The organism is Microbacterium sp. VKM Ac-2870, assembly GCF_015350795.1.
Lineage (GTDB): Bacteria > Actinomycetota > Actinomycetes > Actinomycetales > Microbacteriaceae > Microbacterium.
Window position 1 is genome coordinate 172,891 of record NZ_JADKSH010000005.1, and the last position, 13,531, is coordinate 186,421.

The following is a 13,531-nucleotide window of genomic DNA, read 5'->3' on the forward strand; positions in this document are numbered from 1 at the left end:
TCAGTGCGCGATCACCCGCACGGCCGACGGATCGACCCGCAGTCGAACGAGGTCTCCCTCGCCGAGCCGGCCGTCCGTGATCGCGGTGATCGGAACATCGCAGACGATGTCCGGCTCCGCCGTGCGCACGCGCGCACCGGATGCCGTCGCCTCCAGCCGCACCACCGGAGCGGTCCAGGTCGCGACAGCATCCGCAGCATCCACGACGTCCGCCGCCTCCCCCTGACCGAACGGCTCCGTCGAGAGCTGCGGGTGCACGGCGGCGTGCGGGATGAATGCGACAGCATCCCCGTCGGCCCACCCCGGCGCCGCCAGTCGAAGTCGGCCGGAGCGCCAGATACCCGACTCGATCCGCCCGGGCACGCGATTCATCCCCGCCAGCGTCGCGACGAAGTCCGACGCCGGCGTCATCAGCACGTCGCGGACGGCGCCCTCCTGCGACACCCGGCCGTCTTCGAGGACGATCAGGCGGGTGGCGAGCGCGACCGCATCGACGACATCGTGCGTCACCATCACCGTGGTCACCTCCGCGGCGGGCAACCGCGCGACGAGCATCGCACGGATGTCGCCACGCGTCGCGGGATCGAGCGCCGTGAACGGCTCGTCCAGAAGCAGCACACGGGGCTCGGTCGCGAGCGCACGAGCCAGCGCGACACGCTGCTGCTGCCCGCCGGAGAGTTCCGCCGGACGCCGATGGCCCCGACCTGCGAGCCCGACGCGCTCCAGCCACTGCTCCGCCCGCGCACGGCGCTCGACGCGCGCGGCCGCCCGCCCGCCGCCGCCAGAGACGGAAATCCCGAAGGCCACGTTGTCCCGCGCGGACAGATGCGGGAACAGGTGCGGATCCTGCCCGAGCAGCACCACTCCGCGGCGCTGCGGAGAGGTCTGCACGTCGGCAGAGGAGACGACCTCCGAATCGATGCGCACCTCACCGCCCGAAGCGCGCAACAGGCCCGAGATCACGGCCAACACGCTCGACTTGCCCGCGCCACTCGGTCCCATGACCGCGACGACCTCGCCTCCGGCCGCGGTGATCTCGGCATCCAGGACGAATCCGTCGCGCTGGACGATCACGTGCGCCGCGAGTGCCGGGGCGGTCATCGCGCCCCCGCACTCGCGGGGCGCCACCCGCGCACGAGCAGCAGCACGACCAAGGCCGTCACCAGCAGCAACAGCGACAACGCCACCGCCGTGCCCTGCGTGACACCCGCCCCGTTGAACGCGGTGTAGATCGCGAGCGGCATCGTCTGCGTCACACCGGGCGCATTGCCGGCCAACAGCGCGGTCGCCCCGAACTCACCGATCGCCCGGGAGAAGCACAGCACGACGCCGGCGACGAGTCCCGGTGCCGCCAGGGGCAGTGTGATCCGCCAGAAGATCCGCCACCGGCCCGCCCCGAGCGCCGCGGCCGCGCGCTCGTAGCCGGTGCCGGTGGCGCGCAGCGCTCCCTCCAACGCCAGCACGAGAAACGGGAGGGCGACGAAACTCTGCGCGATCACCACCGCCGTCGTGGTGAACGGGATGCGCACCCCGATCCCGGCGAGAACCTGCCCCAGCCAACCATTGCGGCCGAGCAGAAAGAGCAACGCGACCCCGCCGACCATCGGCGGAAGCACCAACGGCACGGTAACGACCGCCCGAAGGATGCCGGCGAGTCGAGACCCCGCGCGGGCGAGCAGCAGCGCCAACGGCACCCCGAGCACGAGGCACACGAGCGTTGCGAGTGCCCCGGTACCGAGCGACAGGCCCAATGCCGACAGCGCGGCCGGCGACGTGATGTCGGCCCAGAAAGTCGTCACATCGACGCGACCGACGAGCGCGACCAGCGGAATGACGAGAAACGCGATCCCGACGATCGCGGGTACCAGCAGCCCCGGCGGCACGAACCCGCGCTCGGCCTGCGCGCGCGGGCGACGGATCATCGCGGACTCCCGAATCCCCACCCCGACAGCACGGCGCGGCCGGCGTCGGAGCGAACGAAGTCGACGAACGCCGTCGCCGCGGCCGGATTCTTCGCGCCGGTCAGCGCCGCGATCGGGTAGGTGTTGACCACCGCGTCGGCACCGGCCGTGGTCACGGTCTCGACATCGGTGGTCGTCTTGGCATCGGTGACGTAGACGAGCCCGGCGTCGGCCTCCCCCGATGCAACCTTCGTCAGGACCGCGGTCACGTTCTGCTCGTAGCTGTCGACCGACGGTGTCACGCCCGCGTTCTGCAGCAGTGTGGCGGATGCCGAGCCGCAGGGAACCTCGGCCGCGCAGAGGACCACGCTGAGTCCGGGCGTGGCGAGATCGGCGAGACCGGTCACCCCACCGGGGTTGCCTTTCGGCACGACGAGGGTGAGGACGTTCGTCGCGAACGGTTGCGCGGCACGAGCCACACCGGCATCGAGCACCTTCGTCATGTTCTTCTGATCGGCCGATGCGAACACGTCGGCGGACGCTCCCTCGATGATCTGCGTGGCGAGCGTCGACGATCCGTCGTACGTGATCGGCCGGATCGTGACCGCCGGGTTCTGAGCTTCGAAGTCGGCGGCCAGTTCGGTGAAGGCTGCCTTCAGCGACGCCGCGGCGTAGATCGTGAGCTCGCCCGAGAGCACAGGGGTCGCCGCGGACGACGCGTCTGCGGACGACACGGCCGGCTGCGGCGCGGCGGCGGCGCAACCGGCAAGAAGGGCGGCGAAAGCCGCAGCAGCGACGAGGGCGACAAGCGGATGACGGCGCACGGTTCAGTCCCTCGGTGTCTCGACGATGACGGTGGTGGCCTTCACGACGGCGACGGCGAGCGACCCGGGCTCCAACCCCAGTTCGCGCACCGCTTCGGCTGACATCAATGAGACGACGCGATGCGGGCCCGACTGGATGTCGACCTGGGCCATGACGCCGTCGATCTGCACCCGTGTGACGAGCCCAGTGAAGCGGTTGCGAGCGCTGGAGAGGACATCGTTCGGGTCGTCTGCCGCATGGGCGATGTCGACGGCGCGCGCCGCCAGCACGTCGCCGGCGATGCGAGCGGGCGACCCGCCAGCCGCAGACAGCGTGCCCTGGTCGACCCATCGACGGACGGTGTCGTCGCTCACGCCGAGCAGACGGGCGGCCTCGGCAATGCGATACGTGCGCATATGTCGAGGCTATCGCGCATTCGCGGACTCTCGGCTCGAAAACAGACGCATCTGCGGCAGTGGAGCGGAGCGCGGCCCGTCGCCGACGGCCCGGTCGTGCGTGGCAGCGGTTTACGCTGACACCGTGGCCCTGCACCCTCTCGTCGACCCCGTTCCCGCTCTCAGCCCCGCCGAGCGTACGCGCACACAACGCCACCTGGTGCTGTCCGGCATCGGAGAGGTGGGGCAGCGGCGCCTCGCCGGCGCACACGTCGCCGTCGTGGGTGCCGGAGGCCTCGGCTCCCCCGTGATCATGGCCCTCGCCGCCGCCGGCGTCGGATCTCTCACCGTGATCGACGACGACGACGTCGATCAGAGCAACCTGCAGCGTCAGCTCCTGCACCGTCACGCCGACATCGGAGCGGCGAAGACCGCCTCGGCCGCGCGCGTCGCCGCCGACCTGTCGCCCGAGACGGTCGTGACCGCGGTGCGCGAGAGGCTGACCGCCGGCAACGCAGACCAGCTGCTCAGCGGCGCCGACCTCGTCGTCGACGGCAGTGACACCTTCGAGACACGCACAGCGGTCGCGGGCGCCTGCGAGGCCCTCGGCATCCCCCTGGTCTGGGGCGTCGTGCAGGAGTTCCATGCGCAGGTCACGGTGTTCTGGAGTGCACCTCCGGCCGGCATCGAACCCGTCCGCCTCTCCGATCTGCACCCCGCCGACGCGGTCGGAGAACCACCGACGTGCGCGGAGGTCGGGGTCCTGGGCGCCCTGTGCCTCCAGGTCGGCGGAATCCTCGCCACCGAGGCGGTCAAACTGATCGTCGGCATCGGCGAGCCACTCCTCGGGCGCGTGCTCGTCATCGATGCGCTCCGCGCGACGCAGACCGAGGTGCCGCTGCGCGCGGCGGCATCCGCCGCGTCGGCGGTGGCGCCCATGCCTGCACCGACGTCCACGACGATCCCGGCCGCGGCCCCGGACGAGATCCGCGAGCTGACCGCGACCGAGATGCTCGCCGCTCAGGATGCCGGCGCCACCCTGCTCGATGTGCGTGAGCCGTGGGAGACGCAGAGCGGCATTCTCGCCGACTCGGTGCTGATCCCGCTGGGCGATCTGCTCGCCGACCCGGCGCAGTTCGAGGACGATCGCGTGGTCGTCATCTGTGCCCACGGTGTTCGCGCACGTCACGCCGCGGAGGCGCTGCGCGCCCGCGGCGTGACAGCCGACATCCTCGCCGGTGGCCTGGCCGCGTGGCAGGCATGACCGGCTCCGAGCTGCGCACGGTCGAGGAGCACCTCGCCGACGTGCTCGCGGCGGTGGCGCTGCTGCCCTCGCGTGCCGTGCCGCTCGCGGAGGCGGCGGGAGCGACGCTGCGCGAACCGCTGCGCGCCGCGGTCGACATCCCGGTCTTCGACAACTCGGCGATGGACGGCTTCGCCGTGCGCTTCGCCGACGTCGCCGACGCGAGGCCGACCTCCCCCGTCCGGCTGCGGGTCGTTGCCGACATCGCGGCCGGAAGCGCTGACGACCCGGCGATCGGACCGGGCGATGCCGCACGCATCATGACCGGAGCGCCCGTGCCGAGCGACGCCGACGCGATCGTGCCGTTCGAGGACACCGCCGGCGGGCTGTCCGATTCTCTGCAGACCGCCGTCGTGGAGAGCGCCCCGCGTGCAGTCGGAGTGTTCGTGCGGCGCGCCGGCGACGACGTGCGCGCCGGCGACGTCCTCCTCGAGGCGGGGACGCTCCTGGGACCGCTGCAGATCGGCGCGGCCACCGCGGCGGGCATCACCACGGCGACGGTCTCGCGTCGACCCCGGGTCGGGATCGTCTCCACGGGCGACGAGCTCGCGGTGGCGGGATCCCCCCTCCGGCGCGGTCAGATTCCGGAATCCAACGGCGTGCTGCTCGCCGGTCTGTCCGCCGCCGCCGGAGCCGAAGTTCTTCCCCTGGTACGCGTCGACGACGAGGGCGCTGGCTTGCGTGACGCGGTGGCGGAGCTGCTCGCGGCATCCGTCGATGCCATCGTCTTCTCCGGCGGCGTCAGCGCCGGAGCGTTCGAGGTCGTACGCACAGAGCTGTCGGCGGCGATGGCGTTCACGCGGGTCGCCATGCAGCCGGGCAAGCCACAGGGCTTCGGCCGACTACCCACCCCCACCGGAACGGCGTTGCTGTTCGGGCTGCCCGGCAACCCGGTGAGCGCGGCGGTGTCTTTCGAGGTGTTCGTGCGCCCGGCACTGCTCGCGATGCAGGGTCGGCGCATGATCGAGCGCCCTGCGCTGCGTCTGCCCGCCGGCACGTCGTGGCACACGCCCGAGGGCCGGCGCCAGTACCTCCCCGCGGTCATCAACGTCGCCGCCGATGGGTCCTGGAGCGTCCGGCCGGCGACGACGGGTGGATCGGGTTCTCACCTCGCCGGCGGGCTCGGACACGCCCGCGCTCTCGCCGTCGTGCCCGCCCACGTGACCGAGGTGCACGAGGGCGACCCGGTGAGCGTGCTGCTGCTGGAAGGATGGGACGCATGAGCTTCACGCACCTCGACGACGCCGGTCATGCCCGCATGGTCGACGTCACGCAGAAGCAGCCGACGGTGCGGGCGGCGACCGCATCCGGCCTCGTCCGCTGCGCGCCGACCGTCGTCGCGGCGCTGCGCGACGGCACAGTACCCAAGGGCGACGTGCTCGCCGTGGCGCGCATCGCCGGCATCCAGGCGGCAAAGCGCACGCCCGAGCTGCTTCCGCTCGCACACGTCATCGGTGTGCACGGGGCGAGCGTCGATCTGCACATCACCGACGAGGGCGTCGAGATCACGGCCACCGTCCGCACCGCCGATCGCACGGGCGTCGAAATGGAGGCGCTGACAGCCGTCGCCGTGTCAGCTCTGGCCGTCGTCGACATGGTGAAAGGCATGGACAAAGCCACCGCCATCGAGTCGGTCCGCCTGATCGCGAAGACCGGTGGCAAATCGGGCGACTGGGCGCGGGACGCCTGATGGCGCGGGTGCGCTACTTCGCCGCCGCAGCAGAGTTCGCCGGCCGTGACGACGAGATCCGCGCGGAGCACGACCTCGCCGCTCTCCGGGCCGCGTGGAATGCCGAGTACCCGGCGCTCGGACGCATCCTGCCGCGGTGCGCCGTGCTCGTGGATGGTCGCCGTACAGACGGCGACGCACGGTTGGGCGTCGACACGCTCGTCGACGTGCTCCCCCCGTTCGCCGGAGGCTGAGGGTACTGAACGGTCGGGGCCGGCGTCAGCCGCCGAGGCCCTTCCAGGCGGCGGTGCCGTCGGCCGAGAGCTGACGCTTCCAGACCGGGAGTTCGCGCTTGATCGCTTCGATGATCTCGCGGCAGATCTCGAACGCCTCGGCCCGGTGGGGTGTCGCGACGACGATGACGACGGCGACGTCGCCGACCTCGAGGCGTCCGATGCGGTGGCTCACCGCCACGATGGCGCGGCGGTCGCCGATCGCGGTGACCGCGATGTCGTGGAGAGTGGCCTCGGCATCCGGATGCGCGGAGTACTCGAGCGCGATGACCGCACCGGCCGCATCGGGATCATGATCGCGCACCGTGCCGATGAAACTGGCCACGGCGCCCGCGGCGGCATCTTCGACGGCGGCGAGATGCGCGGCGACGTCGAGCTTCTGGTCGCTGAGGCGAGCGATGCGCACCGACATCAGTGGTCTGCCCCGTCGAGCTGTTGGCACACGTGATCGGCGATCGAGAGGATCACCGGCATCCCCGACACCACGGCGGCCGAAGACCCGGGAAGGTTGACGATCAGGGCCGCGCCGGCGATGCCTGCCCTCCCTCGCGACAGCATGCCCCCGGGCTTTTCCGCGACCGAGCGACGCCGAAGCTCTTCCGCGATGCCGGGCACCTCGCGCTCGATCACGCGGTCGGTGCCCTCCGGCGTGAGATCACGCGGCGCGACACCGGTTCCGCCTGTCGTGACGATCAGACGCGCACCGCCCGCGACCGCTTCGCGCAGCGCTGCCTCGACCGTGTCGACGCCATCCGGGATGACGCGGGCATCGGCGCACTCCCACTCGGCCTCACGCAGTGCGGCGACGGCGAGGGGACCGGCGGTATCGGCGCGCGCCCCGCTCGCGGATCGGTCGGAGACGGTCAGAACGACGGCGGAGGCGGACACGCCGCCAGCCTACGCCCGCCCGATGCCCGCCGAGCGGGAGAGCGGGCTACAGAGGCATGCCGAAGGCGGCGACGTCGACGGGCGCCTCCAGGCGGGTGAAGCCGAGCCGCTCGTAGAAGGCGATGGCGTCGGCATTCGTCCCCGAAGCCACCAGGTGGATGCCAGGGCTCTCGGCAGCACGCAGAGTGTCGGTGAGCGCGGCGATCAACCGCCGCCCCCACCCCTGACCCTGCAGTTCGGGCAGCAGGTCGATGTGCAGGTGCGCGGGATACCTGACGGCGAACGACTCGGCGTCAGCCCGCCGACTATAGGCGTAGCCGAGCACAGCATCCTGTCGCGAGCGCGCGGACTCCGGCAGATCCGTCGCCGGCTGTGGCCAGCGCGCACCGACGCGCGGCCACCAGTCGGTGCGGAACCACTCCTCGAACCCGTCGGTGTCGTCGGTGCCCACCACATAGCCCGCGACCCGCCCGTCGTCGGTTTCGACGACGAAGGCGAGGTCCGGATGCCGCGCGACATACGGCAGCACGAACACCTCGGCCCAGATGTCGTCGTCATCCAGGATGCCGGTGCCGTCGGAACCGGCGTCGGCGGTACGCAGGCAGATGTCGGCGAGCGCCGGCTCGTCGCCGGAGCGGAAGGGGCGCAGGTGCGGCATCCGGCGATTCTATGCCGCGGGCGCGCCAGCCTCGGGCGCGGCCCGGTGAGCCTCTGCTGCCGCCGTGATCCGATTGGCCATGCCGCGGAAGATGAACCCGTGGAAGGGCAGCACCGACAACCAGTACAGCCGTCCCGACAGACCCGAGGGGAAGAACACCGCGCGCTGGCGATACACGGCGCCACCGTCGGGTCCCGGCTCGCACCCGAGGTCGAGCCACGCGAGTCCGGGCACTTTCATCTCGGCGCGCAGTCGCAGCAACCGCTCGGGTTCGACCTTCTCCACGCGCCAGAAGTCCACGACGTCCCCGACGGCGATGCGCCTGCGGTTGCGTCGACCACGCACGAGACCGACCCCGCCCACGAGCCGGTCCATCCAGCCGCGGAGGGCCCAGAGCACGGGCGCCGAGTACCACCCGTTCTCGCCGCCGATGCCCTCGATGACCTCCCACAGCCTTTCCGGGCTCGCGGCGGTGACCGCTGTACGCACATCGGTGTAGACGGTGCGCCCAGCCCACTCGGGGTCGGACGGCAGCGGATCGGAGGCGACGCCGCTGACCTCGGCATCCTGCCAACTCGTCTCGACGCTGTCGGCCGCGACCCGTCCGAGGGCGAGCGCGACGGCACGACGGTAGGAGGTGAGACCGCCCGCCGGGGGCGGGATGATCGCGTCGATGTCGTGATCGTCCATGACGCACTCGTTCTGCAGCGAGGCGATCAGCGGGCGTGCGATCGCGCGCGGCACCGGCGTGACGACATTGACCCAGTGCGAAGCGAGACCGGGCGTGAGCACCGGAAGCGGCGCGATCGGACGCTGCGGAAGGCCCGCCTCGACCGCGTATCCGTTCATCATCTGCCCGTAGCGCAGCACGTCGGGGCCGCCGATGTCGACGGCGCGATTGACGTCGGGGGCGACCCGCGCCGCGCCCAGGAGGTAGTGCATGACGTCGCGCACCGCGATCGGCTGGATGAAGTTGCGCACCCACCGCGGGGCGGGCATGTACGGCAGCACCTCGGTGAGGTGGCGGATCATCTCGAACGACGCGGAGCCCGACCCGATGACCACGCCGGCCTGCAGCACGAGGGTCGGCACACCGCTCTGGAGGAACACCTCGCCGACCTCGACGCGCGAACGCAGGTGCGGGCTCAGCGGCACGCCATCGGGATGCAGCCCGCCGAGGTACACGAGACGGTCGACGGATGCCGCGGCCGCCGCCGTGGCGACGGTGCGCGCGGCGGCGAGATCGGCGTGCTCGAACCCCGTGCCCGCGGCCATCGAGTGGATCAGGTAGTAGAGCACGTCCACGTCGTCGCAGGCCTCGGCGAGGGCGGCAGCGTCAGCGGCCGCGCCGACCACCGCTTCGACGTCGTCGCCCCAAGCGAACGCCGCGAGCCGTGCCGCATCGCGCACGAGTACCCGCACCCGGTACCCGGCGGCGATCAGCCGCGGTACGAGGCGCCCGCCGATGTAGCCGGTGGCGCCCAGCACGAGCGCGCGCGGCGCGGTGCCGTCGGCGCGCGGCACGGCGCGCAGTTCGGGTTCGCGCCCGGTGGGCGAGGACTGCTCACTCATGCCCGCCACGCTAGCCCGCCCGGCCCCCTCTCCCCCACCCCTTGCGCGAACCGCGACGTTCTGCCCGAGCCGCAAGAAGGGAGCGAAGCGGTCAGCGACGGCCGTTGCCGAAGACGCCGCGGATCACGGAGTTCAGGATCGTCTGCGTCGACCGAGAGTTGAGCACCTTCTCCAGCGGCGAGCTCTCCCGCGCGCGCGACGTACGCGTGGTGCGCGTCGTGCCCCCGGTCGAGCGCATGATGCGGTCGTACTCCTTCTGCCGCTCGCGCTCCCCTGCGGCATCCGCCTTGGCGACGGCCGCCTGCTGGCGGGCGAGTTCTTTCGCGGCCTGCTCCTGGGCTTTCGCCTGCTCAGCCGCCGCCTCCGCCTCGGCCGCGGCGTTCATCTTCGCGGTGAGGATCTCGCGGGCCGACTCGCGGTCGATCGCGGTGCCGTACTTCGCCAGCAGCGGCGAGGCGTGCACGGCTCGGTCGATCTCGGGCGCGGGCGACGGCGACATGAGTCCCTGCGGCGCGCGCAGGCGCGTCCACGCGACGGGGGTCGGCGCCCCCTTCTCGCTCATCACCGTGACGATCGCCTCACCGGTGCCGAGCTCCTGCAGCACCCGCTCGAGGTCGTACCCGCTCTTCGGGTACGTGCTCACCGCCGCGCGCAGCGCCTTCGCGTCGTCGGGCGTGAACGCGCGCAGCGCGTGCTGCACCCGCGAGCCGAGCTGCCCGAGCACGTCGGAGGGCACGTCCTTCGGCGTCTGCGTGACGAAGAACACCCCCACACCCTTCGACCGGATGAGGCGGACGGTCTGGGTGATGGCCGACACGAAGGCCTTCGACGCGTCGCGGAAGAGCAGGTGCGCCTCATCGAAGAAGAACACGAGCTTCGGCTTGTCGAGATCGCCGACCTCGGGGAGCACGTCGAACAGCTCGGCAAGCAGGTACATCAGGAACGTCGAGAACAGCGCCGGCTTATCGGCGACCCCCGGGACCTCCAGCAGCGAGATGACCCCGCGACCGTCCGATGCCGTGCGCAGGAAGTCGCGGACGTCGAACTCGGGCTCACCGAAGAACACATCGGCGCCATCGTCGGCGAAGGTGATGAGCGTGCGGAGGATGACTCCCGCGGTGGCCGCCGAAAGGCCGCCGAGATCTTTCAGCTCCGCCTTGCCCTCGTCGCTCGTGAGCCACGATAGTACGGCCCGCAGGTCGGACAGATCGACGAGTGCGAGCCCGTTCGCGTCGGCGTAGTGAAACACCAGACCGAGGCTCGACTCCTGCGTCTCGTTGAGCCCCAGCACCTTGCTCAGCAGCAGCGGGCCGAACGCCGACACGGTCGCGCGCACCGGAACGCCGGCGCCGACTCCGCCGAGGGCGAAGTACTCGGTGACGGATGCCGCGGGCGCCCAGTCCTGGCCGATCGCGGCGGTGCGGGCCCGCAGCTTCTCGTTGGGTTCACCGGGGGTGGCGACACCCGACAGGTCGCCCTTCATGTCGGCGGCGAACACCGGAACACCCTTGGCCGCGAGTTGCTCGGCAAGGCCCTGCAGCGTGCGCGTCTTGCCTGTTCCGGTCGCGCCGGCCACCAGCCCGTGCCGGTTCATCATGGCGAGCGGAATACGGATCTGCACCGCCGGCAGCGGATCGGTGTTCACGAGCGCGCCGAGGTCGAGAGTCAGCGCGTCGAACGCGTACCCCTTTGCGATCGCCGCGACCTGGCCGGCATCGAGGGGTCCGGATGCCGCGGCATCCGTCGGGGCCGGCGGTGCGACAGCCGGCGCGGCTGCCGCGGGCGCGTCCCCTGCCTCGCCGTGTGCGGCCTCGGCGCGGGCGGCTTCGGCGCGGGCGGTGGCGAGCGCCGCTGTGGCCTGGGCCAGTCTCAGTGCGGCTTCGGCGGCATCCGCGTCGGCCTGCAGGCGGGCGAGTTCAGCATCATCGACAGCACTCATGGCGCTCAGCCTAGCGAGCGGGCCCGTTCACCTTCCCGGTCGAGGGTGCGAGTGAATACGGCGGCGATGATCAGCGTCGCACCGATGCCGACGAGCGCTCCGCCCACGGTGTCGCTGAGCCAGTGCGCGTGCACCTGCGTGCGGCTGAACGCCATGGCGAACACCCACGCACCGCCGACGATGGCGACACCGATACGGGGAAACAGGACGACCGCGATCACGGCGATGGTCGCGGCATTGCCGGTATGGCCGGACGGGAACGATCCGCTGTCGGAGGAGACGATCATGTCTTCGGGGCGCGCACGGCCGAAGACGGCTTTGAGCAGCTGCACGACCGCGACGCTGCCGACCGACGCCACGACGACGAACAGTGCTCCGCGGGGTCTGCGCAGCACCAGCATGAGGGCGACGCCGCCCAGGGGAACGACGAACGTGGCGAACCACCCGCCGCCGAGGAAGTTCATCACGAGGGCGGCCGGGTCGAGGAAGGCGAAGTGATCGACGAAGACGTTCCACCATTCGTCGACGTTCACGTCGGCCTCGACGACGACCTGGATGCCGAGCCAGACAGTCACCGCGATCAGGAGCACTCCCACGACCAGCCGCTGAAGTGCGACCGTCGTGAGGTCGTCATCGGTGGGGGCTCTCATCGCCCCATTGTGCCCGACGCCGACTCAGGGAGCGAGGCGTTCGACGGTTCGCGGGCGCACGATCGCCCACAGCGCCGTGCAGCCGATGAGCGCACAGCCGACCATCACCGAGGCCATCGTGGTCGCCGTGATGCCGGCGTCCTTGGCCAGCCACCCAACGACCGGCGAGATGATTCCGGCGACGCCGAAGTTCGTCGCACCGAGGATGGATGCCGCGGTGCCGGCCGCCTTGCCGTGGCGATCGAGGGCCAGCACCTGGACGCATGGGAAGGTGAAGCCGCAGCCGGTCATGAACACGAACAGCGGCACCATCGTGCCCCAGAGCCCGAGACCGAGCTGATCGCAGACGATGATCGCCACGGCGGCGAGCACCAGCACACCGGTCGATACGGCGAGCACCCACTGCGGGCCGAAGCGCGCGGCCAGACGCGCCGCGACCTGCACGCCGATGACGAGGCCGAGTGAGTTGGCGGCGAACAGCAGCCCGTATTGCTGGGCGTCGAAGCCGTACGTCTCCTGGAACAGGAACGACGACGACGACAGGTACGAGAACAGACCGCTGAAAGACATGCCGCCGATGATCAGCACGCCGACGAAGACCCGGTCGCTGAACACGGCCCGGTAGCGCTGGAGCACGGTCGTCGCGCCCCGCTCGTGACGACGTGCCGCGGGCAGGGTCTCCGGCACGAGGGCGATCGCGGCCACGAGCATGACAGCGCCGTAGATCGCGAGCACCACGAAGATCCCTCGCCACGGCATGACCGTGAGCAGCGCTGAACCGATCAGCGGGGCCACGACCGGCGCGGCGCCCGACACCAGCGCGAGCCGGCTGAGCATGACGACGAGGCGGCGCCCCCCGAACAGGTCGCGCACGATCGCCATGGCGACCACTCCGCCTGCCGCGGCGCCGACGCCCATCAGCACCCGCGCGATGGAAAGAAGGGTCAGATCAGGCGCGAGGGCTGCGGCCGTGCTCGCCACGACATGCAGTGCGGTCACGGCGAGGAGCGGGACCCGCCGGCCCACCTTGTCACTGAGGGGACCCACGATCAGCTGGCCGAGCGCGAAGCCGATCATCGTGCCCGTCAGCGTCAGCTGGATGGCGGCCGCGGAGGTGCGGAAATCCGCCTGCAGCGTCGGGAACGCGGGCAGGTACAGGTCGATGGTGAACGGTCCGAGCGCGGTGAGCGCGCCCAACAGGATGATGTACACCACCCGTCGCGACGCGGAGATGGCGTCACCCGGATGCAGCACGACCGGCGCCGTCGCGGGGTGCGCACCCAACGTGCGGATCGCTCCGGTGGCGGAGCGATCGGCGGGCGCGGTGGGGCGGGCGGAGGTCGAGGGGGAAGCGGTGGTGTCGCGCACGGTGTCCAGACGGGGTGGGATGACGGTCAAGGCGGCGGGGCCGGCAGCGGGCACGCGTGTAGCCGGAGCGGCTGCCGAAGAGTGGGACAGG

The 13,531-nt window shown here is 71.4% G+C and carries 15 protein-coding genes; 4 read left to right on the top strand and 11 right to left on the bottom strand.

What is annotated here, in order from left to right; translation table 11 throughout:
- From ITJ43_RS12900 to ITJ43_RS12915, 4 genes are read right to left on the bottom strand one after another with little or no spacing between them, the layout of a single operon-like run.
- The gene (locus ITJ43_RS12900) at positions 1–1,101 is read right to left on the bottom strand and encodes a sulfate/molybdate ABC transporter ATP-binding protein (RefSeq protein ID WP_228495865.1); all 1,101 of its coding nucleotides are present in this window, start codon (positions 1,099–1,101) and stop codon (positions 1–3) included.
- A complete protein-coding gene (locus ITJ43_RS12905) occupies positions 1,098–1,922 on the bottom strand; it encodes an ABC transporter permease (protein WP_194584252.1) in 825 nt (274 codons plus the stop codon). Before ITJ43_RS12905 ends, ITJ43_RS12900 begins: the two co-directional genes overlap by 4 nt.
- On the bottom strand, positions 1,919–2,725 hold the full coding sequence (modA, locus tag ITJ43_RS12910; protein WP_194584253.1) for a molybdate ABC transporter substrate-binding protein: 807 nt from the start codon (positions 2,723–2,725) through the stop codon (positions 1,919–1,921). Before modA ends, ITJ43_RS12905 begins: the two co-directional genes overlap by 4 nt.
- A gap of 3 nt (positions 2,726–2,728) precedes the next feature.
- Positions 2,729–3,121, bottom strand: a complete 393-nt coding sequence (locus ITJ43_RS12915; protein WP_194584254.1) for a TOBE domain-containing protein — start codon at positions 3,119–3,121, stop codon at positions 2,729–2,731.
- 124 nt (positions 3,122–3,245) lie between these two features.
- Between ITJ43_RS12915 and ITJ43_RS12920 the strand changes: the two genes are divergently transcribed.
- From ITJ43_RS12920 to ITJ43_RS12935, 4 genes are read left to right on the top strand one after another with little or no spacing between them, the layout of a single operon-like run.
- Positions 3,246–4,364 carry a ThiF family adenylyltransferase gene (locus ITJ43_RS12920; RefSeq protein WP_323741226.1) on the top strand — a complete coding sequence of 373 codons (1,119 nt, stop codon included), beginning with the start codon at positions 3,246–3,248 and terminating at the stop codon, positions 4,362–4,364.
- The gene (gene glp, locus ITJ43_RS12925) at positions 4,361–5,626 is read left to right on the top strand and encodes a gephyrin-like molybdotransferase Glp (protein WP_194584340.1); all 1,266 of its coding nucleotides are present in this window, start codon (positions 4,361–4,363) and stop codon (positions 5,624–5,626) included. The genes ITJ43_RS12920 and glp overlap by 4 nt, the downstream gene beginning before the upstream one ends.
- Positions 5,623–6,093, top strand: a complete 471-nt coding sequence (gene moaC, locus ITJ43_RS12930) for a cyclic pyranopterin monophosphate synthase MoaC (RefSeq protein ID WP_194584256.1) — start codon at positions 5,623–5,625, stop codon at positions 6,091–6,093. The genes glp and moaC overlap by 4 nt, the downstream gene beginning before the upstream one ends.
- The gene (locus ITJ43_RS12935; protein ID WP_194584257.1) at positions 6,093–6,326 is read left to right on the top strand and encodes a MoaD/ThiS family protein; all 234 of its coding nucleotides are present in this window, start codon (positions 6,093–6,095) and stop codon (positions 6,324–6,326) included. The genes moaC and ITJ43_RS12935 overlap by 1 nt, the downstream gene beginning before the upstream one ends.
- Before the next feature lie 25 nt (positions 6,327–6,351).
- Here the strand turns inward: ITJ43_RS12935 and ITJ43_RS12940 are convergent, their stop codons facing one another.
- The 7 genes from ITJ43_RS12940 to ITJ43_RS12970 all read right to left on the bottom strand — a co-directional run bounded on the left by ITJ43_RS12940 (position 6,352) and on the right by ITJ43_RS12970 (position 13,494).
- The gene (locus ITJ43_RS12940) at positions 6,352–6,780 is read right to left on the bottom strand and encodes a molybdenum cofactor biosynthesis protein MoaE (RefSeq protein ID WP_194584341.1); all 429 of its coding nucleotides are present in this window, start codon (positions 6,778–6,780) and stop codon (positions 6,352–6,354) included.
- Positions 6,777–7,253, bottom strand: coding sequence for a MogA/MoaB family molybdenum cofactor biosynthesis protein (locus tag ITJ43_RS12945; protein WP_194584258.1), 477 nt, complete (start codon positions 7,251–7,253; stop codon positions 6,777–6,779). The genes ITJ43_RS12940 and ITJ43_RS12945 overlap by 4 nt, the downstream gene beginning before the upstream one ends.
- A 46-nt stretch (positions 7,254–7,299) precedes the next feature.
- On the bottom strand, positions 7,300–7,911 hold the full coding sequence (locus tag ITJ43_RS12950) for a GNAT family N-acetyltransferase (protein WP_194584259.1): 612 nt from the start codon (positions 7,909–7,911) through the stop codon (positions 7,300–7,302).
- Between the two features lie 9 nt (positions 7,912–7,920).
- Positions 7,921–9,483, bottom strand: a complete 1,563-nt coding sequence (locus ITJ43_RS12955) for an SDR family oxidoreductase (protein WP_194584260.1) — start codon at positions 9,481–9,483, stop codon at positions 7,921–7,923.
- A 91-nt stretch (positions 9,484–9,574) separates the two neighbouring features.
- A complete protein-coding gene (locus ITJ43_RS12960; RefSeq protein WP_194584261.1) occupies positions 9,575–11,422 on the bottom strand; it encodes a helicase HerA-like domain-containing protein in 1,848 nt (615 codons plus the stop codon).
- Positions 11,423–11,427: 5 nt separating this feature from the next.
- Positions 11,428–12,072 (bottom strand): phosphatase PAP2 family protein, encoded by a 645-nt coding sequence (locus ITJ43_RS12965; RefSeq protein WP_194584262.1) that lies wholly within the window; start codon positions 12,070–12,072, stop codon positions 11,428–11,430.
- A gap of 24 nt (positions 12,073–12,096) precedes the next feature.
- Positions 12,097–13,494 (bottom strand): multidrug effflux MFS transporter, encoded by a 1,398-nt coding sequence (locus ITJ43_RS12970; RefSeq protein WP_416361076.1) that lies wholly within the window; start codon positions 13,492–13,494, stop codon positions 12,097–12,099.
- Positions 13,495–13,531: the final 37 nt, after the last annotated feature.

What these genes read in the sequence shown, in the direction of transcription:
- ITJ43_RS12935 (WP_194584257.1), top strand. Translation starts at nt 6,093, where the DNA reads ATGGCGCGGGTGCGCTACTTCGCCGCCGCAGCAGAGTTCGCCGGCCGT.
- ITJ43_RS12950 (WP_194584259.1), bottom strand. Translation starts at nt 7,911, where the DNA reads ATGCCGCACCTGCGCCCCTTCCGCTCCGGCGACGAGCCGGCGCTCGCC.
- ITJ43_RS12905 (WP_194584252.1), bottom strand. Translation starts at nt 1,922, where the DNA reads ATGATCCGTCGCCCGCGCGCGCAGGCCGAGCGCGGGTTCGTGCCGCCG.
- moaC (WP_194584256.1), top strand. Translation starts at nt 5,623, where the DNA reads ATGAGCTTCACGCACCTCGACGACGCCGGTCATGCCCGCATGGTCGAC.
- ITJ43_RS12965 (WP_194584262.1), bottom strand. Translation starts at nt 12,072, where the DNA reads ATGAGAGCCCCCACCGATGACGACCTCACGACGGTCGCACTTCAGCGG.
- ITJ43_RS12900 (WP_228495865.1), bottom strand. Translation starts at nt 1,101, where the DNA reads ATGACCGCCCCGGCACTCGCGGCGCACGTGATCGTCCAGCGCGACGGA.
- ITJ43_RS12955 (WP_194584260.1), bottom strand. Translation starts at nt 9,483, where the DNA reads ATGAGTGAGCAGTCCTCGCCCACCGGGCGCGAACCCGAACTGCGCGCC.
- ITJ43_RS12960 (WP_194584261.1), bottom strand. Translation starts at nt 11,422, where the DNA reads ATGAGTGCTGTCGATGATGCTGAACTCGCCCGCCTGCAGGCCGACGCG.
- glp (WP_194584340.1), top strand. Translation starts at nt 4,361, where the DNA reads ATGACCGGCTCCGAGCTGCGCACGGTCGAGGAGCACCTCGCCGACGTG.
- ITJ43_RS12915 (WP_194584254.1), bottom strand. Translation starts at nt 3,121, where the DNA reads ATGCGCACGTATCGCATTGCCGAGGCCGCCCGTCTGCTCGGCGTGAGC.